The sequence below is a fragment of the Segniliparus rugosus ATCC BAA-974 genome (assembly GCF_000185725.2).
Classification (GTDB): domain Bacteria; phylum Actinomycetota; class Actinomycetes; order Mycobacteriales; family Mycobacteriaceae; genus Segniliparus; species Segniliparus rugosus.
The window spans coordinates 1157546-1179371 of the sequence record NZ_KI391954.1 but is presented as its reverse complement, the minus strand read 5'-3'; the positions used below and the strand labels follow the sequence as shown (position 1 = coordinate 1179371).

Annotated in this window: 19 protein-coding genes; 8 read left to right on the top strand and 11 right to left on the bottom strand. The window is 66.9% G+C overall.

All coding sequences use genetic code 11. The annotated features are described in order from the left end of the window. Nucleotides 1–33 precede the first annotated feature (33 nt). Nucleotides 34–1434, bottom strand: a complete 1401-nt coding sequence (locus HMPREF9336_RS15345) for a glycine--tRNA ligase (protein WP_007468637.1) — start codon at nucleotides 1432–1434, stop codon at nucleotides 34–36. A 158-nt stretch (nucleotides 1435–1592) separates the two neighbouring features. Between HMPREF9336_RS15345 and HMPREF9336_RS15340 the strand changes: the two genes are divergently transcribed. From HMPREF9336_RS15340 to HMPREF9336_RS15330, 3 genes are all read left to right on the top strand, one after another. Further along, nucleotides 1593–2015: an ArsR/SmtB family transcription factor gene (locus tag HMPREF9336_RS15340; RefSeq protein WP_021030830.1), complete on the top strand. Its 423-nt coding sequence runs from the start codon at nucleotides 1593–1595 to the stop codon at nucleotides 2013–2015. After that, nucleotides 2012–2413, top strand: a complete 402-nt coding sequence (locus HMPREF9336_RS15335; protein WP_007468635.1) for a Fur family transcriptional regulator — start codon at nucleotides 2012–2014, stop codon at nucleotides 2411–2413. The genes HMPREF9336_RS15340 and HMPREF9336_RS15335 overlap by 4 nt, the downstream gene beginning before the upstream one ends. 72 nt (nucleotides 2414–2485) lie before the next feature. Continuing rightward, nucleotides 2486–4126, top strand: a complete 1641-nt coding sequence (locus HMPREF9336_RS15330; RefSeq protein WP_007468634.1) for an ABC-F family ATP-binding cassette domain-containing protein — start codon at nucleotides 2486–2488, stop codon at nucleotides 4124–4126. Nucleotides 4127–4801: 675 nt separating this feature from the next. On the opposite strand, the gene HMPREF9336_RS18585 is transcribed toward HMPREF9336_RS15330, so the two are convergent. The 4 genes from HMPREF9336_RS18585 to HMPREF9336_RS18580 all read right to left on the bottom strand — a co-directional run bounded on the left by HMPREF9336_RS18585 (nucleotide 4802) and on the right by HMPREF9336_RS18580 (nucleotide 7866). Continuing rightward, a complete protein-coding gene (locus HMPREF9336_RS18585; protein ID WP_007468632.1) occupies nucleotides 4802–5335 on the bottom strand; it encodes a hypothetical protein in 534 nt (177 codons plus the stop codon). Nucleotides 5336–5450: 115 nt separating this feature from the next. Continuing rightward, complete coding sequence (locus HMPREF9336_RS15325; protein ID WP_007468630.1) at nucleotides 5451–7139, bottom strand: alpha/beta hydrolase; 1689 nt, start codon at nucleotides 7137–7139, stop codon at nucleotides 5451–5453. Next, the gene (locus tag HMPREF9336_RS15320; protein ID WP_007468628.1) at nucleotides 7136–7429 is read right to left on the bottom strand and encodes a hypothetical protein; all 294 of its coding nucleotides are present in this window, start codon (nucleotides 7427–7429) and stop codon (nucleotides 7136–7138) included. The genes HMPREF9336_RS15325 and HMPREF9336_RS15320 overlap by 4 nt, the downstream gene beginning before the upstream one ends. Beyond that, nucleotides 7426–7866, bottom strand: a complete 441-nt coding sequence (locus tag HMPREF9336_RS18580) for a hypothetical protein (protein ID WP_007468626.1) — start codon at nucleotides 7864–7866, stop codon at nucleotides 7426–7428. Before HMPREF9336_RS18580 ends, HMPREF9336_RS15320 begins: the two co-directional genes overlap by 4 nt. A gap of 260 nt (nucleotides 7867–8126) precedes the next feature. Here HMPREF9336_RS18580 and HMPREF9336_RS18105 point away from each other — a divergent pair, with 260 nt between their 5' ends. Continuing rightward, nucleotides 8127–8573, top strand: coding sequence for a helix-turn-helix domain-containing protein (locus HMPREF9336_RS18105; RefSeq protein WP_007468624.1), 447 nt, complete (start codon nucleotides 8127–8129; stop codon nucleotides 8571–8573). Between the two features lie 280 nt (nucleotides 8574–8853). Here HMPREF9336_RS18105 and HMPREF9336_RS15310 read toward each other — a convergent pair whose 3' ends face one another. From HMPREF9336_RS15310 to HMPREF9336_RS15300, 3 genes are read right to left on the bottom strand one after another with little or no spacing between them, the layout of a single operon-like run. Further along, nucleotides 8854–9843 (bottom strand): class I SAM-dependent methyltransferase, encoded by a 990-nt coding sequence (locus HMPREF9336_RS15310; RefSeq protein WP_007468622.1) that lies wholly within the window; start codon nucleotides 9841–9843, stop codon nucleotides 8854–8856. A 34-nt stretch (nucleotides 9844–9877) separates the two neighbouring features. Next, nucleotides 9878–10666, bottom strand: coding sequence for an enoyl-CoA hydratase/isomerase family protein (locus HMPREF9336_RS15305; RefSeq protein ID WP_021030829.1), 789 nt, complete (start codon nucleotides 10664–10666; stop codon nucleotides 9878–9880). Nucleotides 10667–10690: 24 nt separating this feature from the next. Beyond that, a complete protein-coding gene (locus HMPREF9336_RS15300; RefSeq protein ID WP_007468617.1) occupies nucleotides 10691–11518 on the bottom strand; it encodes an ABC transporter ATP-binding protein in 828 nt (275 codons plus the stop codon). Between the two features lie 191 nt (nucleotides 11519–11709). Here HMPREF9336_RS15300 and eccD point away from each other — a divergent pair, with 191 nt between their 5' ends. From eccD to eccE, 4 genes are read left to right on the top strand one after another with little or no spacing between them, the layout of a single operon-like run. Continuing rightward, entirely contained in the window at nucleotides 11710–13236 is a 1527-nt protein-coding gene (gene eccD, locus HMPREF9336_RS15295) for a type VII secretion integral membrane protein EccD (protein WP_021030827.1), read from the top strand. Then, nucleotides 13233–13730, top strand: coding sequence for a hypothetical protein (locus tag HMPREF9336_RS15290; protein ID WP_007468614.1), 498 nt, complete (start codon nucleotides 13233–13235; stop codon nucleotides 13728–13730). Before eccD ends, HMPREF9336_RS15290 begins: the two co-directional genes overlap by 4 nt. Beyond that, complete coding sequence (gene mycP / locus HMPREF9336_RS15285; RefSeq protein WP_021030826.1) at nucleotides 13727–15379, top strand: type VII secretion-associated serine protease mycosin; 1653 nt, start codon at nucleotides 13727–13729, stop codon at nucleotides 15377–15379. Before HMPREF9336_RS15290 ends, mycP begins: the two co-directional genes overlap by 4 nt. Beyond that, nucleotides 15376–17541 carry a type VII secretion protein EccE gene (gene eccE / locus HMPREF9336_RS15280; RefSeq protein ID WP_021030825.1) on the top strand — a complete coding sequence of 722 codons (2166 nt, stop codon included), beginning with the start codon at nucleotides 15376–15378 and terminating at the stop codon, nucleotides 17539–17541. Before mycP ends, eccE begins: the two co-directional genes overlap by 4 nt. Nucleotides 17542–17598: 57 nt before the next feature. On the opposite strand, the gene HMPREF9336_RS15275 is transcribed toward eccE, so the two are convergent. The 3 genes from HMPREF9336_RS15275 to ctaD all read right to left on the bottom strand — a co-directional run bounded on the left by HMPREF9336_RS15275 (nucleotide 17599) and on the right by ctaD (nucleotide 21572). Continuing rightward, the gene (locus tag HMPREF9336_RS15275) at nucleotides 17599–18423 is read right to left on the bottom strand and encodes an ESX secretion-associated protein EspG (RefSeq protein WP_007468608.1); all 825 of its coding nucleotides are present in this window, start codon (nucleotides 18421–18423) and stop codon (nucleotides 17599–17601) included. Nucleotides 18424–18544: 121 nt separating this feature from the next. Further along, nucleotides 18545–19789 (bottom strand): phosphoserine phosphatase SerB, encoded by a 1245-nt coding sequence (serB, locus tag HMPREF9336_RS15270; protein ID WP_007468606.1) that lies wholly within the window; start codon nucleotides 19787–19789, stop codon nucleotides 18545–18547. A 55-nt stretch (nucleotides 19790–19844) separates the two neighbouring features. After that, on the bottom strand, nucleotides 19845–21572 hold the full coding sequence (ctaD, locus tag HMPREF9336_RS15265; protein ID WP_007468604.1) for an aa3-type cytochrome oxidase subunit I: 1728 nt from the start codon (nucleotides 21570–21572) through the stop codon (nucleotides 19845–19847). Nucleotides 21573–21826: the final 254 nt, after the last annotated feature.

Here is a 21826-nt window from a genome sequence, read left to right as displayed (position 1 = left end):
TCGCCCCCGCCCAGCGCGAGCGGCCCGCCGCCGTCACAGCCCGGACGGGTCCAGTCGTTCGAGGAGGTAGCGCCCCACCTGGTCCAGCGCCACCCGCTCCTGCGACATCGTGTCCCGTTCGCGGATCGTGACGGCCTGGTCTTCGAGGCTCTCGAAGTCCACGGTGATGCAGAACGGCGTGCCGATCTCGTCCTGTCGGCGGTAGCGCCGGCCGATGGCTTGGGTCTCGTCGTAGTCGATGTTCCACCGCTTGCGCAGCCGCGCCGCGAGCTCTTTCGCCTTCCCGACGAGCTCGCCGTCCTTCTGCAGCGGCAGCACGGCGGCCTTCACCGGGGCGAGGCGCGGGTCGAGGCGCAGCACCGTCCGCTTGTCCACGCCGCCCTTCGTGTTCGGAGCCTCGTCCTCCGCGTACGCGTCCACGAGGAAGGCCATGAGCGAACGGGTGAGCCCGGCCGCGGGCTCGATGACGTAGGGGGTGTACCGCCGGTCCTCGGCCTGGTCGTAGTAGGACAGGTCCACGCCGGAATGCTTCGCGTGGGTGGAGAGGTCGAAGTCCGTGCGGTTCGCGACCCCTTCGAGCTCGCCCCACTCCGAGCCCTGGAACCGGAACCGGTACTCGATGTCCACCGTGCGGTCCGAGTAGTGCGAGAGCTTCTCTTTCGGGTGCTCGTACAGGCGCAGGTTCTCCGGGTCGATCCCGAGGTCGACGTACCACTGCAGACGGGTGTCGATCCAGTGCTGGTGCCACTCGGCCGCGGTGGCGGGCTCGACGAAGAACTCCATCTCCATCTGCTCGAACTCGCGAGTGCGGAAGATGAAGTTGCCGGGGGTGATCTCGTTGCGGAAGCTCTTGCCGATCTGCGCGATGCCGAACGGCGGCTTGCGCCGCGCGGTGGTGACCACGTTCGCGAAGTTCACGAAGATGCCCTGCGCCGTCTCAGGGCGCAGGTAGTGCATCCCCTCTTCGGTCTCGATCGGCCCGAGATGGGTCTTGAGCATCATGTTGAAGTCGCGGGGCTCGGTCCACTGCCCCGGCTGGCCGGTCTCGGGATCGCGGATGTCGGCGAGGCCGTTCGGCGGCGGATGGCCGTGCTTGGCCTCGTACGCCTCGATGAGATGGTCGGCGCGGTAGCGCTTGTGGGTGATCAGCGACTCCACCAGCGGGTCGTTGAACACCTCGACGTGCCCGGAGGCCACCCAGACCTGCCTGGGCAGGATGATCGAGGAGTCGAGCCCGACGACGTCCTCGCGCGCGGTCACGACGGACTGCCACCACTGGCGTTTGATGTTCTCCTTGAGCTCGACTCCGAGCGGGCCGTAATCCCAGGCCGACTTCGTGCCGCCGTAGATCTCACCGCAGGGGTAGACCAAACCGCGCCGCTTGGCGAGGTTCGCGACCGCATCAACGACACTGCCCTTCTGGGAAGAAGCCACTCTCGTCCTATCTCCTTGGTTCGTACGACACACCCCGCCGCTGGAAGAATTCTGCCACACGCCGTCGAACCAGCTAAGCTGAAGGTACTTCCCGCAGGGGCAGAGCAACCAGCGACAGAGCAGCCCGGCGACGGCACATGAGGAGGAGAGACCTGGCCATGCGAGTGGACGATCAACCGCTGGCGCAATCTGCCCTCCTCGGCGGGGGAGCCGGCCCGGTCGGCGCGGAGCCCCACGACGACAACGAGCCGCACATCGGGCGCCGCGTGCCGACCGGGCACAACCCGCTCCCAGAGAAGGCCGTGCTCACCGCCGCGGGCGACATACTCCGCGCGCTGGCCGCCCCGGTGCGCATCGCCATCGTGCTGCGCCTGCGCGCGGCCCCGCAATGCGTCCACGAGCTGGTCGACGCGCTCGACTTGCCCCAGCCGCTGGTCAGCCAGCACCTGCGCGTGCTGCGCGAGCAGCGCATCGTCGCGGTGGAGCGCTCCGGTCGCGAGGCCATGTACCGGCTCGCGGACCACCATCTCGCCGAGATCATCATCGCCGCCGTCAGCCACGCCGAGGAAGGCGGACAGTGACGGCGGCTGAAACCGCGACGCGCAGGACCTCGCAACGCGCGGCGGTCGCCGCGCTCCTCGACGAGCTCGGCGAGTTCCGTTCGGCGCAGAACCTGCACGCGCAGCTGGTCGCGAGGGGCGCGCAGGTCAGCCTCACCACCGTGTACCGGACGCTCGCGAACCTCGCCTCGGAGGACGCCGTGGACGTGGTCCTCACCGCTTCCGGCGAGACTCTGTACCGCAAATGCTCCACCGGGCACCACCATCATCTCGTCTGCCGGACCTGCGGCCGGACGGTGGAGGTCTCCGGGGAGGGCGTCGAGAAGTGGGCCGCGCAAATCGCCGCCGAACACGGGTTCTCGAACGTGAGCCATGTGGTGGAGGTCTTCGGCGATTGTCCGGACTGCCCACCGGCCTGATCACGGCGTGAGGTTCCGCCTCCTCGCGAAATTCGCTGTTCGCGAGGCTCCGCCGAGGGTACTGTTGCCGCTATGAGCGCAACGCTGGTGGCCAAGGGCCTCAAAGCTTCCCATGGGGCGCGCGAGCTGTTCGCCGATCTCGACCTCGTCGTCGCGCCCGGCGACGTCATCGGCCTCGTCGGAGTCAACGGCGCGGGGAAATCGACCCTGCTCGACATCCTCGCGGGCCGCGCGCGCCCCCAAGCCGGGACCGTGGCCGCCCATCCGGGCTCCGCGATGGTCGGCCACCTCGCCCAGACCCATGAGCGGGACGAGTCGCTGACCGTTCGCGAATTTTTGCTCCAGCGCACCGGGGTCGGGCCCGCGCAGGCCGCGATGGAAACTGCGGCGGAACAGCTCGCCGAAGACCCGAACTCCGGCGACCACTACGCCGAATGCCTCGACCGCTGGCTTCGTCTCGGCGGGGCCGACGCGGAGGCCAGGTTGGAGACGGTCGCCGCCGAACTCGGCTTCGGCCCCTTGCTCGACCTGCCGACGAGCGCGCTCTCCGGCGGCCAGGCCGCCCGCACCGGGCTCGCCGCGCTCATGCTCAGCCGTTACGACGTCTACTTGCTCGACGAGCCGACCAACGATCTCGACTTGGACGGGATCGAACGCCTTGAAGCGTTCGTCTCGGACCTGCGCGCGGGCGTGGTGGTCGTGAGCCACGACCGGGAATTCTTGGCCCGCACGGTCACCAAAGTGCTCGAACTCGACCTCGCCCAGCACAAGACCCAGGAGTACAGCGGAGGGTACGAGGCGTACCTGCGGGAGCGCGAAGTCGCCCGTCGGCACGCGCGGGAGCAGTACGAGGAGTACGCGGACACCAAAGCCGCGCTGGAGGCCCGCGCCCGGACCCAGCGCAACTGGATGGAGCACGGCGTGCGCAACGCGCTGCGCAAGGCCACCGACAACGACAAGTTCGTCAAGAACTTCCGGGCGGACTCCACCGAGAAGCAGGCCGCGAAGGTCAGTCAGAGCATGCGCGCCATCGAACGGCTCGAAGTGGTCGAGGAGCCGCGCAAGGAATGGGAGCTGCGCTACTCCATCGCCACCGCGCCCCGCTCGGGCAACGTGGTCGCCTCGCTGCACGGCGCAGTCGTGCGCCGGGGCGGGTTCGAGCTTGGGCCGGTCGACCTGCAAATCGACTGGGCCGACCGGGTCGCGATCACCGGGGCGAACGGCTCGGGCAAGTCCACTTTGCTCACCGCGCTGCTGGGCCGCGCGGCGGTGGACGAGGGCACGGCCCATCTCGGCCCAGGCGTAGTCGTCGGAGAGATCGACCAAGCGCGGGAGGCGCTGAGCGCGCCGGAAAGCTTGCTGGAGGTCGTCGGCGCGCTCCTGCCCGATCTGCCGACGGCGGACCTGCGCACCTTGCTCGCGAAATTCGGGCTCACCGCCGCGCACGTGCTGCGCCCCGCCGAGACGCTCTCCCCCGGCGAGCGCACCCGCGCCGAACTCGCGCTGATGCAGGCGCGAGGGGTGAACCTCCTGGTCTTAGACGAGCCGACCAACCACCTGGACCTGCCGGCCATCGAGCAGCTGGAGTCGGCGCTCGACGCCTTCCCCGGCACGCTCCTTTTAGTCACACACGACCGGCGGATGTTGGACGCGGTGCGGGTGAACCGGCGCATCGAGGTGGCCGAGGGCAAGGTCGCGGACCAGCTGGTCTAACTGTCACAAGCCGCTTTTTCTTTCCCTTTTTCGATAAAATATGCGGCACTTTCCAGGCGGACCGGACGTACGATCAGCACGACGGGGATCGTGCCGGAAAAGGAATCAGGAGCCTCCCGGCGGAGTTGCGCTCGAGCGCGAAGGCGAAGTTCCGGCCCTTGCGGAGATCGAGCGCGCGGAGGCGGTGCTGTTGTCGTTGAAGGCGGGGGTCGTCTTTGCGTGGTGGCGTGAGGCGTTCATCAAGGTGGGCGGCGAGGTCGTGGAGGTAGTCGCGTAGGCCGACCTGCTGGCCGTCCTCAACGACGGGATCAGGATGGTAGAACCGCGCTGACAGGGAGTCGGCTATTTCGGCCGCCCTCCTCGCCGCGCGTCTGTTCCGGCGTGGCGGCATCAGTCGTGCACCACGCCGAATCGGGCTGCTTTCGCGGCTTTTCGCCTGGTTTGAGAGAGCTTTTCGGCTTTCTCGGCCTGCGCCTCGTCGGTGCCCGGGAGTCCAGCTCACGACCACTTTTTACCCGGTATCCAGTGGCTTCAAACTCATCCCCATATCGAGCGACCACATTTCTCACATACTGCTGCCCCACCTCGTAGAACGCTGCAACTTGAGCTGTCGTGGCGAACTCGCGATTCGGCACCGTCGCCAACTGCTTCACCCGGTCCAGAACGTCAACACGACTACCAGTTGAAGAGCTTGCTCGGCTTATCCGGCGCAACGGATTCGCTCGGCTTATCATCGCTGAACCCATCGCGTGTGATAACAACCGGTTCAGGGATGGCCTGATAGGACTGGGTATTCACCTGAAAACATGGAGAGGTGACTATAACCGAGGGAGGGGATTGCGGGTTGCCGGATGGAGCAGCTTTTATGCTGAGCGTGTATCCGTCAGGCGAGATGCTAAACCTATTCGGCTTGTCGAAGCCGTTCCGCTCTTCGACAGGCCATCCCCAACCCCGCCAGATGTCCCCCACCTTTCCAATAATGGAGTTGTAGTTGGTCTCGGAATGAGAGACCAAAACACGCCAGTTGTCGTACATGCTGGGCGGCGACTCCGGCGATGGCGTGTCGTCGCATGGGCTCAAATTGCCTCCGACTCCACCAAATCGAGAACTGTCTAGGATGTAGCCGTCTGGCAACTCTCGCAGGGTTTTCTGTAGGTATTTGTGGATGATGTCGCGCGCTTCCTCCGGGGTGCTGGGCGGTTGTGGCATGGTCGCTCCTTTTGACGCTAAGGCATTGGTTGGCATGGTGCTTGACGAGGGGTCGGCGTGGGTCTCGCAGCCTGCGAGGATCGCCCCCGCGACGAGGATCGCTGCGAGTCGGCGCTTACTGCTTTGGTGTGACATTGGTAGCCGAGTCCGTTCCGTCGATGATCCTGCCCATGTTGTTCAACGCCTCATTGCCTGGCTCGAAATACGCCTGATGAGCGTCCGAGGTATAGAAGGTGCCCCCTGGTGTCGATCCGACCTGGTGCGCGTCTTTCCAATCAGCCGGGTCATTGCCGAGGTCGCTCGCCCCGATGAAAGACCCCGCGTTGGCGATGTTGATCGGGTCGTTGCTGTTCTTCGCCACGTACACCTGCGCGTCTCCTGCCAAGGAGAGACCGTGGGCGTTGTCCGCAAACATGCCTGGGCTGGCCACGGCGATCACCGCATCCGCGTCGAGGTGGTTGCCGTGGGTGGCGGCTGCTCCCACCTCGGTGGTGCCGTAGGAGTGGCCGATCACGGTGTTGAAGGAGGGGCCTCCGGTGCTGTTGTCGCTATGAGAAGCCCTGATGCCGTCCTGCCACTGGTCTAGAGCATTCGCCCCCTCAAGGGCGAACTTCGGATCCCCCGCCCACTTGTCGTTAAACGGGTTGGGGACGCTCTGGGGTGCGTCGTAGCCCATCCACGTCGTCACCGAGACATCGCCTGCTCCGAGCTTGCCCTCAGCGTGGTCAATAGCCGACCTGTAAAGGTTGAAACTTCTACGGTCGTAGTCGCCCATCTTGCTCTCGTCCGAGTACGTCCCTGGGACGAGGGTCGCGTTCTTCTTCGCGGTGTCGGGATTGTTGATCGACACGGCGGCGTGGCCCTTGTCATCGAGGAAGCCGAGATATCGGGGCGGGTTTTGGCCCGGTCGTGCCACATTCGCGAGGGTTTGAAGTTTCTTCAAGTCGTCGCCCGTGGCTGTTTTCATCATGTCTTTCAGGTGCTGCTGGTTGTAGTGGTCGCGGCCCAGATGGTCGGGAGGGTCGAACGGGATGCCGCCGTGGTTGCCGATGTCGTGGTAGCGGTCGTAGATAGCCTCCTTCTCCTCACGGGTGAGCTGCTGCCAGAGGTCATGCAGCTGTTTAGGGTCGCTGGGCACGCCCATAGTGCCGTTCGCGATGGCCGCGGCTCGCTGGTGGACGGTGTTGTTGGGGTCGTAGGGCGCGTACGCCTGGCCTTTCGCGTTGCGCCCGAGCCCCGTGACATCGAACGCGGCTTTGATCTTCGCGCCCCATGTGTCGCTCACATCGGACAGCTGCTGCGCCAGCGGCGCGAGGTCTTGCCCTCGCTGAGAAGCCAGCGCGGCGAGCGCGGAGCCGACCTGCGGCGGCGCACCGGCAGGGACCGACCCTGGTTTCACCTGCACCGAGAGGTCGTCGGAGACCGTGAACGGGTCGCCGCAATTCCAATGCTTCCCGTCCACGTCCAAACCGACCGGCTCGGCCTCGATCTCCACAATCTTGCTCCGCAAGACGCTCGCGGCGTGCCCGATATGCCCCTCGGCCTGCTCGCACTGGCCCGCCACATCGCGCATCTTCGTCGCCAACAACCCGTAGGTCTTCCCCATACCCTGGCCCGTGAGCTGGAGCGTATCCGAGGCTTGCCCGGTGAACTCCTCGCCACCGCCTGGGAACCGGAGGCGGTGGGAGAATTGCGACTGTTCCGGCTCGTACTTCCCCGCTTGCGCCCGAAGCGCCCGCGCGAGGTCGCCCAAATGCGACGGGTCCACAGCCTCTGCGATCTTCCGGGTTATCTTGCCGCTCACCTGGGTATGTCCAAGCTATCGATGGCCTTCATGCCGTCCTCGTCGGTCAGCTCGACGTCGGACGCTGCGGCGATGACCGCGTTGCCCAAATAGTCCAGCTCCCCGCTGAAACGCCCTTGGAAATCCTTGTAGTCGTTGTGCAAAGCTGCGAGCGCTGCTGTGATCGACAAGCCGATCAGGCCGCTCTGCGCCTCAATGAACCCTTGCGCGGTCTGGTCCGCGCACATCCCGTCCCGCAACGCGAGCACATCCACCCCCGCCTTCCGCAACTTCTCCGTGTCCAGCTTCAACGTCGCTCCCTTCCTCCATCGCGGATTTTCTTCACCGCAGCCTCACGGCTACGCAATTCGAGTTCCCTTTCCCCCCAGTACGCCGACACCCGAACCCCGCCGACGTCCAACACTTGGTTCGGCTTCACCGGCGGGAGGCTGTCCCGGTATGCCGCCACCTGCTGCTCGACCAACGCGGTCTCGTCCTGTTCCTCCTGGGCCATCCGGTCCAAATCCGAGAACCGCCCCGTCCCCTCCACAGCCCCACGGGGCGGCACAGGCAGCGGCATGGGCGGCTTCTCGAACCAAAGCGCGGGATTCGACGGCCACGCCTCCGAAGGCGCGGGCACGCCCGCAGGAGAGGACGTCGGCGCGGGCCGCTCCTCGTCCGCCCTCGCGAACGTCTCAGCCGTCGCGGGGTCGTATCCACGCGAGCGGTAGGGGTCGTAGCTAGGCATCCCGGCCCGCTTCCGTCATGGTCTCCCTGCCTTGTCGACGCGCTCATGTGTTGCGACGACTCTACGGCATTAAAGTTCACGCCGCAACAGCTGTGTTCATCTTTGGCCAAAGTCCGCAAATCGCACTAAAACAGCAGGTGAAATGACATTAATGCGAAGCCATAGAGCAATCGAATTAGTAATTGGAAACAGATCCTTTTGAACTAGTTCGGGTAGAGTTGGGACCGTGACGAGATGTTCTCGGCGCAGGTCTACCAGTGATGGTAGAGCGGGCGATTCGCGGTCTCGATCTAAGCGCGCTGGCCCACGCTCGCGAACGACGGCGCATGACCCGCGCAGACTTGGCCCGCGTGACCGGCCTATCGACCTCCACGATTCAGAAATGGGAGAGCGGAGCGGCATCCCCCAACATTGAGACGCTGGCGAAAGCAGCGGCGGCACTCGGCGTGCCTCTGCGCCGCATCGTCAAAGTCCCCCCAAGTCGGCGCACATTGGCCGACTGGCGACACCTCGCAGGTCTCAGCCAGACCAAACTAGCCCGAGCCGCTGGCCTCACCACTCCCGCTCTCGCCGCTCTCGAACGCGGCGAGAGCCAACTTACAGACGACAAAGCCGACCGGATCGCGCCGCACCTGAACGCCACACACGCCCAGCTACGCGCCGCATGGCAGCGGGCGAGAGACCGGCCACCAGGCGCACCGGCCTAGCGGCGCTGCTCACCCCTCGCTTTGTCCGACTATCCGGCGCACCGCTTCTTGTGCGGCTTCTCCGAACTGTAGCCGCTCCTGGAATCTTTGGATGTCTTCGAGGTCGATATGCCACTTCACAGCCCCGTTTTGGTTCTCGAACGTACGACAGGCATCCCCCGCAAAAAGAGGGTAGCTTTACGACTTGACAGGAACATCAAGAGGCTTTGTCGCCACCACCCTCCCCCACTCGCAGAGCTCGTGGGAGGGGCCCCACCACCCGACTAGAACGGCAATCAGCTCAGCCCCGCTTCACACCAGTGATCAACGCGTTGTAGAAGAACCTATCCGGCACCACCTTGTGCGCCACCCACGTGTCCAACCACGACATGGCCTTCCACGAATTAAAGGCGAACTTCGCCCAGCCCCAGCCGAGCTTCCCCTGCGGCACAGCGGCCTCGAAGGTCCGCACCGGCCAGCCGACGAAAGCTGCGAAGAGCTCTTCGGTGACCACCCGCACGTCCTGCGCGCCAGCCTGACGGCCGATCTCCCGCAGCTGCGCGGGGTCGAAGGTGTGCAGGTCGACGACCGCCTCGAGCGCAGCGGCCCGCGAGGACTCGTCGAGCTCTTGTTTGGGCCGCCGCCAGTCTTTGAAGAACGGGAGCTTGGTCACCGCGATGGTGGTGTGCCAGGTGATCTGGCCGAGCTTGCGCGCGTACCAGTTGCCGACCGTGGTGGGCTCGCCCGCGAAGACGAAGCGCCCGCCCGGCTTCAAGACGCGCAGCACCTCGGTGAGCGCCTGCTGGACGTCGGGGATGTGGTGCAGCACGGCGTGCCCGACCACAAGGTCGAAAGTGTCGTCCGGGTACGGGATGCCCTCGGCGTCGGCCACACGGCCGTCCACGTCCAAGCCGAGCTGCTCAGCGTTGCGCAACGCGACTTTGACCATGCCGGGAGAGAGGTCGGTGACGCTCCCCTTCTCGGCGATCCCGCCTTGCATGAGGTTGAGCAGGAAGAATCCCGTGCCGCAGCCGAGTTCGAGCGCCCGCCCGTACGGCAGCCGCTGGCCGGGGGCGACCAGCTCGAACCGGTTCTTGGCGTAATCGACGCAGCGCTCGTCGTAGGAGATCGCCCACTTCTCGTCGTACGTCTCCGCTTCCCAGTCGTGGTAGAGCACCTGGGCGAGCTTGGTGTCCTTCAACGCGGCCTCGACCTCTTCGGCTGTGGCGTGCGGACGGGGCAGTGCTGTGTCTTCGCCGCCGACGGGCGGTGCTTCGTCATGCGCAGTCATAGCGAAACAGCTTATCGGTTGCTCCCCCGGAGGACTAACGTCCGACGAATTTCGCCTTGCCCGGACCGTTCTCGATGAACGAGTCCATCCCGATGGTCCGGTCTTCCGTGCCGAAAAGGCCGGCGAAAAGCTTTTCCTCCAACCCGAGCCCGGAGCCGAGGTCGGCGTCCAGGCCCTCGTCGATCGCGCGCTTGGCGGCACGCAGGGCGACCGCCGCCGCACCTTGGAATCTCGAAGCCCACTCCACGGCGGCGCGCAGCACCTCGTCCGGGGCCACCACCTCGTCCACGATCCCAAGGCGCAGCGCCTCCTCCGCGCCGACGAACCGCCCGGAGAAAATCAGATCCTTCGCTTTCGCGGCCCCGATCAAACGGGGCAGCCGCTGGGTCCCGCCGCCGCCGGGGATCACGCCGAGCAGGATTTCCGGCAAGCCGACCTTCACGTTGTCCCCGACGATCCTGCGGTCCGCGCCCAGAGCCAGCTCCAAACCGCCGCCGAGGGCGTATCCGGTGATCGCGGCGACCGTGGGCTTGGGGATCCTGGCGAGGGAGCCGAGGCCGGATTGCAGCTCGCCAGCCCGAGCCGTCATCTCCGCTTCGCTGAGCCCGGCCATCTCCTTGATGTCCGCTCCCGCGGCGAACACTTTCTCGCCGCCGTAGACGACCACCGCGCGCACCTCGTCGTCGGCGCTGACCTCGTCGACCGCCGAGGAGATCTCGCGCAAGAGGGCCGCGTTGAGGGCGTTCATCGGCGGCCGGTCGAGGCGGATGACCGCCACCCCTGGGTGTTCCGATTGCCTCTGGACAGTCACGAATTCAGCCATGTGACGCACCCTACCAGCCGGTGGTCAGTCCCCGGCCTCGTGTCGGGCGGAACTGGCGGCCCGTCTGGCGAAGTACCGACCGCCCGCTTTCGCGAGAAAAATCGGCTGGTTGAACGTCCGGGACAGGTTCTCGCTGGTGAGCACGTCCGCCAAAAGCCCCTGCGCCACGGCCCGCCCCTCGCGCAGCAGCAACGCGTGGCTGAAGCCGGGCGGGATCTCCTCCACGTGGTGGGTGACCATGACGATCGCGGGCGCGTCCGGGTCGTCCGCCAACGAGGAGAGCCGCGCCACCAGGTCCTCCCTGCCGCCGAGGTCCAGGCCCGCCGAAGGCTCGTCGAGCAGCAAAAGCTCTGGGTCCGCCATGAGCGCCCTCGAGATAAGCACCCGTTTGCGCTCCCCTTCCGACAGAGTCCCGAACCGACGCCCCGACAGTTTGGCCGCGCCGAGCATCTCCAAAACGGTGCGCGCGCGCTCCTCGTCCATCCGCTCGTAGCGCTCTTTCCACCGGCCCAGGACCGCGTGCCCGGCGGACATGACCAGGTTCAGCGCCAGCTCTTCCGAGGGGATCCGGGGGGTGAGCGCCGAGGAGGCGAGCCCCACCCTCGGCCGAAGCTCTGCGACGTCGGTCCGCCCGAGCTGTTCGCCGAGCACCTTGGCCGTCCCGTCCGTCGGGTGCTCCTGGGCCGCGGCGAGGCGCAAGAGCGACGTCTTCCCCGCTCCGTTCGGCCCGATGACCACCCATCGCTCGTCCAGCTCCACTTTCCAGTCGATCGGCCCGACGAGAGTGCTCCCGTTGCGTCGCAGATGCACTCCCGCGAAATCGAGGACGAGATCGGAGTCGGTCGTTGTCATGCCCCTAGTCTGCCGTGCTCCCTTCGAGGGCGTGCGCGCGAGGGCGCTCTGCGCCCCGCACTGGACACTGGTGGCCCCGTGCAGCATGATAGTGGTCTAGTGTCTAGTCACGGTAACAATTGTGAAATCCGGAGAAGGGTCCTCCAGGGGAGCTCGATTCGGACCGTCAGTCCTCGGAGGGAGTGCAGCCGGTGAGCTCACCAGCGTTGGCCAAGGAGTCGGGAAGCAGCATCGAGCCCGCGCTGTGCAGGGTCGCCGTTCTCGGAGGAAACGCCCAGTTCGACGTGGGGCTGCCCGCAGAGGTTCCGGTCGCCGTCCTCATCCCCGACCTCGTCGCCCTCATCCAGACCCGCGTGCCGAACCTCGGCGGAGAGGGCAGCCAGAACGAGGCGCGCAACCAATGGACGCTCGGACGGGTGGGCCAGGCGCCGATCCCGCTGACGAAAACCCTCGCCGAGGCCGGCGTGTACGACGGCGACCTGCTGATCCTCCGTGCGGTCGCCGCCGAAGAGTCGCCCCTGCTCTTCGACGACGTGATCGACGCGGTCTCGCGGGTCAACCAGCACGCCTTCCGGCACTGGGGGCCGAACGCCGCCCGCTACCTCGGCATGGCGACGCTCGTGGTCGCGTCCTTCTTCGCCGCGAGGCTCCTGTTCCTCTACGGCAGCGTGCCGCACGAGAGCCGGTTCGAGGACTTCCTCGCCCCGGTCCTGTGCATCGTCTGGGGCGTCTTCTTCCACGTCTCGGGCTGGATCATCGGCAGGCGCTACCACCAGCACGCCATCTCCAACGTGCTCTGCTGGTGCGGCGTGCCGTTCATCTTCTTCGGGGTCATGGTCTCCGTGCCCGGCGACACCAGCAAGGCGAACGTCTGGGGCCTTTCGAGCGTCTGGGCGGCGTGCACGGTGACGTTCGTGATCGCGATCATCTCCTCCCGCATCTCGACCTCCGGCACGGTGCTGCACACCGCCATCGCGACGTTCACGCTGCTGCTCGGCCTCGCCTACGCGGACATGGACATCTTCCACCACAGCTACCAAGTCGTCGGGGCCGCTTTGGTCTGCGCCGCCATCTTCATCATCTCGGCGGGCTCGAAGTTCGCCATCGCGCTCGCGAAACTGCCGCTGCCCCCGGTGCCGACCGCGGGCCAGGCGGTGGACGCCGAAGAGATCGACCTGCACCCCTCCGTCGAAGGGATCGGCGCGATCGGCGCGATGGCCCTGCCGAACGCGAAGGATCTCGAACAGCGCGCCAAGGCATCGAACCACTACTTGACCGGGCTGGTCATCGCCTCGAGCCTGATCGCCATCGGCGGCGCGCTCGCAGCGGCCCGCCCCACCGCCGCATACCCGTGGCAGGGCCCCGTCCTCGCGACCATCGTCGCCATCGTCCTCGTGCTGCGCGGACGCAGCTTCACCGACCTCGTGCAGGCCAGCGTGATGATCGGATCGGGCTTCTTCCTCTTCGTCGCCCTGATCTACGGCGGCGGCCGGGGATCGCTCCAGAACCAGCCGTGGATCGCTCTGGCCCTCGGCGTGGCGTTGGTCCTGTTCTCCATCGCGTTCTTGATCATCGGCGTGGTCGTGCCGAACCAGACCTACTCCCCGGTGATGCGGCGCGCGGGCGAGGTCTTCGAGTACACGCTCATCGCCTTCATCTTCCCGCTGGTCTTCTGGATCATGGGCCTCTACAGCGCGGTACGGAACATCGAGATATGACGCCCGCCCGCCCGCTTTCGGCAGGACGGGCCGCGTCAGCGGCGGCGGCGACCCTGCTGGTCTTCAGCTTGGCCGTCCAGCCCTCCTACGCCGACAGCGGTTTCGACGGCCCGCCGCAGGCCGCCGTCCCCGCTCCGGCGGACCAGGTCGAGCCGGACCATGACTACGAGCAGAAATTCCTCTGCCGCACCGGCGCGCACCTGCCGAACTCTGATTTCCACAACCCGACCTGGGGCCAGCGCAGCCTGGACCTGGACAAGACGCACGCCATCTCCACCGGGGCCGGGGTGTCGGTGGCCGCGCTCACCGGGGTCGAGCCTCCGCCGCTCGCCCAGCATGCCAATTCCGCTGCTCCGCGCCGCGATCTCGCGCCCCAATCCACGATCACCGCATCGGCCATGATTTTTGGCGCTGTCGCAGGGACAGCGCTGCTCGGAGCAGGTGTCGTCCTTTTGATCGTCTTTTTGCGCGCACGGAGGGGAACACGGTCATGACTCGAAAGCCCGGTTTGGGAGCAGCGGTCCGCCGACAGGGCATGCGCGCCACCGCCGTCGGCATGGCCGCGGTTTTCTTCGGGATCTCCCCGATCCCGGGGACCGGGGCTCCGCCCGCGTTCGCGGACAACGGCGTGACCGGTCCGCCGCAAGCGCTCGACAGTCCGCCGAGCGACGAGGTCTCCAACGGCGGCACCGATTACGAGCAGAAGAACCTCTGCCGCACCGGAGAGCACCAGCCGGACACGAACTTCAAAAACCCGACCTGGGGCCAGCGCAGCCTGGACCTGGACGCGGCGCACCGGATTTCCACCGGAGAGGGCGTGTCGGTGGCCGTCATCGACACCGGGGTCACCGAGGTCAAAGGACGCCTTGAAGGCGTCGAGGGCGGCGGCGACTACATCCGAGGCGAGGGCCAGGGCGGGCACGGCGGCGACACCAACGGCCTGGACGACTGCGACCTGCACGGCACCTTCGCCGCGGGCATCATCGCGGCAAAAGCCAAACCAGGAGCCGACTCCTTCGTCGGCGTCGCCCCCGACGCCCACATCATCTCGATCCGCCAGTCCAGCGACCTCTTCGGCCCCAAAGGCGGCGACAACAACATCCCCGCCGGCACCTTGAACACGCTCGCCCACGCGGTCGTCCACGCCGCGAACAAAGGCGCGCAGGTCATCAACATCTCGATCGACTCCTGCTTCGCGGCGGGCAACTGGCAGCAGAACGACAACCGGGGCCAGGACATGATCCTCGGGGCCGCGTTGAAATACGCGGCCGAAGTGAAAGACGCCGTCGTCGTCGTCGCCGCGGGCAACCTCCAGGGCGGCAGCAAAGACGCCACCTGCAAGGGGCAGAACCCGGACTACGACGCCACCCAGCGCTACGACTACGACACGGCGGACCCCGCGCCCCCGACCGACCCCGGGACTCCGACCTACGGCCCGAAGAACCCGTTCAACACGGCGAGCCCGGAGAACCCGGCGAACTGGACGACCTTGCAGACCGTGGTCACCCCCGCCTGGTGGTACCAGTACGTGCTCACGGTCGGCTGGGTCGACCGCTCCGGCCAGCCCGCTGGGGTCGACCCCAGCGGTCAGGCCAAGCAGGACAGCGGCACCATCGGCGGCCCTTGGGTGGGCATCGCCGCCCCCGGCGACAACATGATCTCGGTCAACCCGCGCCCCGGGGAGGATGTCGTCGGCAAGCCGAACGCCGACCTCGCCGACGCGACCCCGGCGGGCGACGGGAAGCTCCAGACCATCCAGGGCACGAGCTTCGCCGCGCCGATCGTCGCAGGGGCGGCCGCGCTCCTGCGGTCCCTGCACCCTGACTGGAACCGCGTGCAGGTGATCGAGCAATTGGAGCGCACCGCGATCCATCCGCCGCGCGGCAGGGACAATTACGTCGGCTACGGCCTGGTCGACATCGTCGCGGCCTTGACCCAGGAGCCCGGCCCCGCCGTCGACCTCATGCAGCAGTACGCCACCAAACGGCTCCCTCCCCCGGTCCCGCCCGCGCTGCCAGAGCATCGGCCGAGGAATTTCGCCATCATGGTGAGCAGCGTCGCGTTGCTGTTATTGGCCCTCGGGGCCGTGGTGAGCATCCCGATCCGTGACGCTCGTCGGAATCGAACAGGAGGGAAGAAGTGAGCGCACCAGCGCCCGCCCCAGCGCCCGACCATCTCGACATGGCGTTCCGCAATCGCCACGCGAACGCGGCCAAGCCGTCGAAGGAAGAGGTCGCAGCCTTCAAGGCGAAGCAGAAAGCCGACAAAAAGGCCGAGGCGCAGTTCCGACCGGGCCGCAAAGCCCTCTTGGTGAGCCTGGAGCTGCGCCCGAAGAACCTCATCCCCGCCGAGACCGTCGCGGTCCTCTCCCTCTTCCTCCTCGCGAAGCTCCACGCCCCGCTCTGGGCGGCCATCGCGGTCCCCTCCGTGCTCGCGCTGCTCTTGATCCTGCGGATCCGAGGCAAGTCGCTCACCGTGCGGATCGGGACGTTCTGCGCCTACCTCTGGCGCAAAATGGTCAAGCCGAGCAAGAAGCTCGGCCCCGAGCACATCCCGAACGCGTTCGACGTCAGCGGCGAGGGCGGCGCGCTGTTCGGCTTCCGCTGGGACGACGACCTGCTCATCTCGGTCCTGCACGTCACCCCCCGCCCGTACGAGGCGACGACGCTAACCCCGAGGGACATCCAGACCGACGACATCGTGTCCCTCGACACGCTCGCCGCGTCGCTCAACCAGTACAAGGACATCGTCCTCGACGGCATCGACGTGATCAGCCACGGCTGGCGGGCCCCGAACAACGCCCCGTACACCCAGGTCTACGAGAGCATCCTCGGCAAGCTCCCCGCGATCGCCTACCGCTCCGTCTGGGTCGTGCTCCGGCTGAACCCGCTCAACTGCCCCGAGGCCATCGAGAAACGCGGCGGCGGGCCGGAGGGCGTGCTCAAGACGATGATCAGCGCCACCAGCCGCGTCGCGCACCGGCTCCGCGAGAGCGGGCAGCGGGTGCACATCCTCAACGCCGCGCAGATGAACACCGCGATCGGGCGCCTCTCCGAGGGGCTCCGGTTCGACGACATGACCGAGTCCTGGAAAGAGATCAAGGGCGGGCAGTACCGCCACTTCACCACCTTCCAGATCTCCCCGTCCGCGTTCAGCCGGGCCGGACTCACCCAGCTCTGGACGGTGCCGTCCAACCTGACCACGGTCACGTTGCGGCTGCGCCCGGTGGACGCGCACACCGACGTCCGGGACTACGTCCAGATCTCCGGCTTCGTCCGCTACCTCACGCCGAAAGAGCTCAGCGCTCCCCCGTTGCCGACCTTGGCGCGGCTGAGCGGCGAGCAGCTCAAAGGCTTCCTCGCCAGCTTGCCGTTCGGGGCGCGCAGCCTCGAAGCGCCAGCGCCGGGGATCACGGCCGCCTCGAAGCGGCTGCGCGACCTGCGCATCCAGGCCTCCGGCTGCGGCCAGCTCATCGGAGCCAACCAGAACGGGCAGGCGGTCGCGATGGCGCTCTTCGGCGTCTCGACCTCCTCACAGCAGTCGACGAACGTGGAAATCATCTCGGACGTCCAGTTCGCGCAGCAGGTGGTGCTCCGCGCGCTCTGCGTCGGAGCCAGGGTCCTCGTCCACACGAACCGGCCCCAAGCGTGGCAGCCCATGGTGTCCGTGGTGAACAGCCGCAAGTCGCTGTGGCTCGCGGGCGGGCAAGCCGCCGCGGAGCGGTCCAGCACCACCGGCAGGGAGTACAACGTCTTGGTCTTCGACGGGGTGGACGTGCAGATGCACGGCTCCGAGATCACCGTGATCCGCGTGATGCCCCCGGGAACGGAGAAAACCCCCGAAGTCGATCTCGCGCTCATCCAGGACCCCAAGTCCCCTGGGCAGGTCAAGGTGGTCACCGAGGAGAAAGAACTTCTCTTGAACACGGTCAACCCCCGAGAAGAGCTTCGCTTTTACGGCCAAGGCCGGCAGGCTCCGCCGCGCCAGACCGGCCCCGCAGTTCCTGGGGGCCCCGCCGGACTGCCGGGAAGGGCCGGGCCTGCTCCTACCGGCCCGGCAGGCCCTGGCGCTCGTCCGGCCATGGGGCCTGGCCCCGGCGCTCCGCGCCCGCCGTTCGGCCCCGGCGGCCCGGCGCCGTTGGGCCCTCGGCCTGGGGCTCCCGCCCCGGGCGGCAATCGGCCGCCGCTGCCGCAGGGGCCGCGTCCGGGCGGCCCGGCCGGTCGTCCTCCCGTGCCTCCCGCCCCTGGGCAGTCCCCCTACGGGCAACCGCCCCAGCCTGGAGCCCCCCAACCGCCGCGACGGTGATCCGAGCGGGGGCCGGGGCTGCTTGCGCGCAATCGGCCATGGGGAACGGCCCCCGGCTCAGTCCTCCTGGGGCCACCACTTCTCGCTCGGCAAAAGCTCGATCAGGGACGTGAACGCCTGCGAGATCCGGTGATCGGTCCCCGGCGTGAAAGTGGACCAGATTTCCCCGTCGCCCGCAACGCTCGGGCTGGAGACGAACCGCCCCTTCGGGGAGTCGAAGATCGAGACCGCCCCCTTGCCCCGGACCCGTGGCCCCTCCTCGCGCTCGTGCACGACGAACTCGGACTGCACCTCGACGTTCGCCATGATGGTCGCGAGGACTTTCGCGTCCTTCTGACTCGCGCCGACCCGCAAGAGCGAGGTGAAGACCGCGTCGAGGTCGATGTTGCGGGGCATGGAGTCGACGATGCTCTGCGTCGGCGCGCTCACCCGGTTGAAATCCGGGACCACGCCTTCGCCAAGGACCGCCAGAACCGGTTTCGCCAGCTGCCCTGCGGACTTCTCCGCCTCGTACTCGAAGTCCTGGATCACGACCTCGTCCCCGTACCGGATCGCCAGCGCGTGCGTCCTCCCGCGCCGCACCAAGGCCATGCGCAGCATGGTCTCTTGCCGTTTGATCCGCCCGGAAAGCTCGCGCTCGGGATGGTCCAACGCCTCAAGCCACAGCTGGAGCTCCGGATGCACCGTCTCCCCTCGGAGAATGCCCTTCTCGTTGAGCTCCTCGTTCATGAGCTTCCACTCTTTGCTCCGCTGCTCGGGATCCATGTAGAAGCCCTGATAACAGGCGAGCACCGTGGGAAGGCTCTCCGTTTTCGCCAGCTTGCGCACGTATTCCAGCGTGGACACGTGCAGCGCTACCGCCCCGATCTCTCCCGTGGCCATATATGCTTCCTCAATCCCTTCGCTCATCGTTGACGCGACCCGCCCAGGGCTGCCCACGAGAGAATAACTCTCGTGCGAACATACTGTTTTTTCTCTGAAAAATCCAGATCAGAACTCATGACTAGCTGGTATGCTCGCCCGCGAGGGCTGGCCTTTCGGCCGGTAGCCCCTCCAGGGCGTCCGCCGCTTCGATCTCATGGCGAGTCACGCCTAACACGTACAAGACCGTGTCGAGATACGGCTGGTTGAGGCTCGCGTCGGCGACCTCGCGCAACGCGGGCTTCGCGTTGAAGGCGACCCCGAGACCGGCGGCGGCCAGCATGTCGATGTCGTTCGCCCCGTCGCCCACCGCGACCGTCTGGGTGAGGGGTATCCCGCTCTGGCGGGCGAACGCGCGCAGCGCCCATGCTTTCCCCGGACGGTCGACCACCTGGCCGATGACCTTCCCTGTCAGTTTGCTGTTTCGGACTTCGAGGGTGTTGGCCTCGACGAACTCCACCCCCAGCTCGGCGGCGAGCGAGTCGATCACCTGGTGGAAGCCGCCGGACACAAGACCGACCCGGTAGCCCAGCCGACGCAAAGTACGGACGGTGGTGCGGGCGCCTGGGGTGAGCCGCAGCTCCGAAGCGACTTCCTGCAGCACCGACTCCGGCAGGCCGCCGAGGGTCGCCACTCGCTCGCGCAGGGAGGCGGTGAAGTCGATCTCGCCCTCCATCGCCCGTTTGGTGATCCTTGCGACCTCTTCCTCCCGGCCCGCCTTGGCGGCGAGGAGTTCGATCACTTCATCCTGGATGAGGGTGGAGTCCACGTCGAAGACGATCAGCCGCTTCGCGCGACGCTCCAGGCCGCCCGGCTGCACCGCGATGTCCACGCCCTCCGAGGCGGCGACCAGCGCCATGGCGGCCCGCAGGTCCGCGTCGGCCTCAGGCTCGGGCGAGGCTTGCACCCAGAGCTCGATCCCGATCACCGGGTAATCCGTGATCCCTCGGATGAAGTTGATGTTCGCGCGGGACTGCGCGAGGGCCGATGTGATCGCGCTGAACGCGCGGGCGCTCACCGCGCTGCCGAGCACCGTCACCACATGCGTGGAGACCGGCGGCTGCGCGGAGACGCCTTCGCCGAACTCCACCGAGAGCCGCACGCCGAGGTCGCCGGTCGCCTCTTCCAGCGTCTCGGTGAGCGCTTGACGTTCCTGGTCCGACCGGACCAGCACCGCGAGGGTGAGTTTGCCCCTGATCACGACCTGTTGCACGTCGATCAGGCTCACCCCGGCGCGGGCCAGAACTTCGAAGAGGGCCGAGGACACTCCCGGACGGTCCGTTCCGGTGACGGTGATCAGCGCAGTCTCCTGCGAACCGGGCGCCATCCTCTTGCCTCTCAATCAATCCGATACAGGAATCAGCCCAGCATAGGCGCGCAGCTCAGTGCGAGCCATCCACGAGCTCGTGCTTCTTGCCAGCCCGACCCGCGTGGGCTTCGGCGCGCATGCGCTCGGACATGTGCGGGTAGTGCAGCTCGAAGGCGGGGCGCTCGGAGCGGATGCGGGGGATCTCCAGGAAGTTGTGCCGGGGCGGCGGGCAGGAGGTCGCCCATTCCAGCGAGCTGCCGTAGCCCCAGGGGTCGTCCACCGTGGCGACTTCGCCGAAGCGGGCGCTGCGGAACGCGTTCCAGATGAACGGCAGCGTGGAGGCTCCGAGGATGAACGCGCCGACAGTGGAGACCATGTTGAGCGTGGTGAAGCCGTCCGAGGGCAGGTAGTCGGCGTAGCGCCGGGCCATGCCCATGTCGCCCAGCCAGTGCTGCACCAAGAAGGTGGTGTGGAAGCCGATGAACGTCAGCCAGAAATGCAGTTTGCCGAGGCGCTCGTCCATCATCCGGCCGGTCATCTTCGGGAACCAGAAGTACACGCCGGCGTAGGTGGCGAACACGATGGTGCCGAAGAGCACGTAGTGGAAGTGCGCGATGACGAAGTAGGAGTCCGAGACGTGCAGGTCCAGCGGCGGGGCGGCCAGGAGCACGCCGGTGAGCCCGCCGAAGAGGAACGTCACAAGGAAGCCGCAGGAGAACAGCATCGGGGTCTCGAAGGTGAGCTGTCCCTTCCACATCGTCCCGATCCAGTTGATGAACTTGATGCCGGTCGGAATGGCGATCAAGAACGTCATGAAGCTGAAAAAGGGCAGGAGCACCGCGCCGGTCGCGTACATGTGGTGCGCCCACACCGCCACCGACAGCGCCGCGATGGAGAGGGTCGCGTAGATCAGGGTGTTGTAGCCGAAGATCGGCTTGCGGGAGAACACCGGGAAGATCTCCGAGACCACACCGAAGAACGGCAGGGCGAGGATGTACACCTCCGGGTGCCCGAAGAACCAGAACAGGTGCTGCCAGAGGATCACCCCGCCGTTGGACGCGTCGAAGATGTGCGCGCCGAAGTGCCGGTCCACGGCGAGGCCCATGAGGCCGGCGGTCAGGATCGGGAAGGCGAGCAGGACCAGGACGCTGGTGACCAGGATGTTCCAGGTGAAGATCGGCATCCGGAACATCGTCATGCCGGGGGCGCGCAGGCAGATCACCGTGGTGACCATGTTCACCGCGCCGAGGATGGTGCCGAGGCCGCCGACCGCGAGGCCGGTGATCCACAGGTCGGTGCCGACCCCCGGCGAGTACTTCACGCTCGACAGGTTCGTGTACATGGTCCAACCTGCGTCAGCGGCGCCGCCCGGGGTCAGAAAGCCGGACAGGGCGATGAGCCCGCCGAAGAGGAAGAGCCAGTAGCTCAGCGCGTTGAGCCGGGGGAACGCGACGTCGGGGGCGCCGATCTGCAGCGGCAGCACCACGTTCGCGAACCCGAACACGATCGGGGTCGCGTAGAGCAGGAGCATCGCGGTGCCGTGCATCGTGAACAGCTGGTTGAACTGCTCGGCGGAGAGGAACTGCAGGCCCGGCTGCGCGAGCTCGGCGCGCATCAGGAGGGCCATGAGCCCGCCTGCGAGGAAAAATCCGATACACGTGACGATGTACATGTTCCCGAGCACCTTGTGGTCGGTCGTCGTCACCATCTTGTAGATGTACGAGCCCTTCAGGCCGCGCCGGGCCGGAAAGGGGCGTGTCGCGGCGACCTCCGTGTCGGGTAACGGGGCAATTGCGGTCACGTCTGCTCCTTCAAGATCTCTCTGCCAACAATGGGACGTACGTCCTGTGCGCTCAAGGACGCCCGTCCCGAACATCGCGGGAAGTACGTCCTGTCCTCTCTAGCCTAACCCCTCCCTATCTTGGACGTTGCATTGGACTACCGCCTGTCGTAGACGACCGGCCTGCAAACCCTGCGGCGGCCGGTCCGCGCGGGGTTGCCGCAGGGTGAGGACGAGCGGAAAAAGGGCGCGCTCGGGCAGGCCCCGGCCATCGC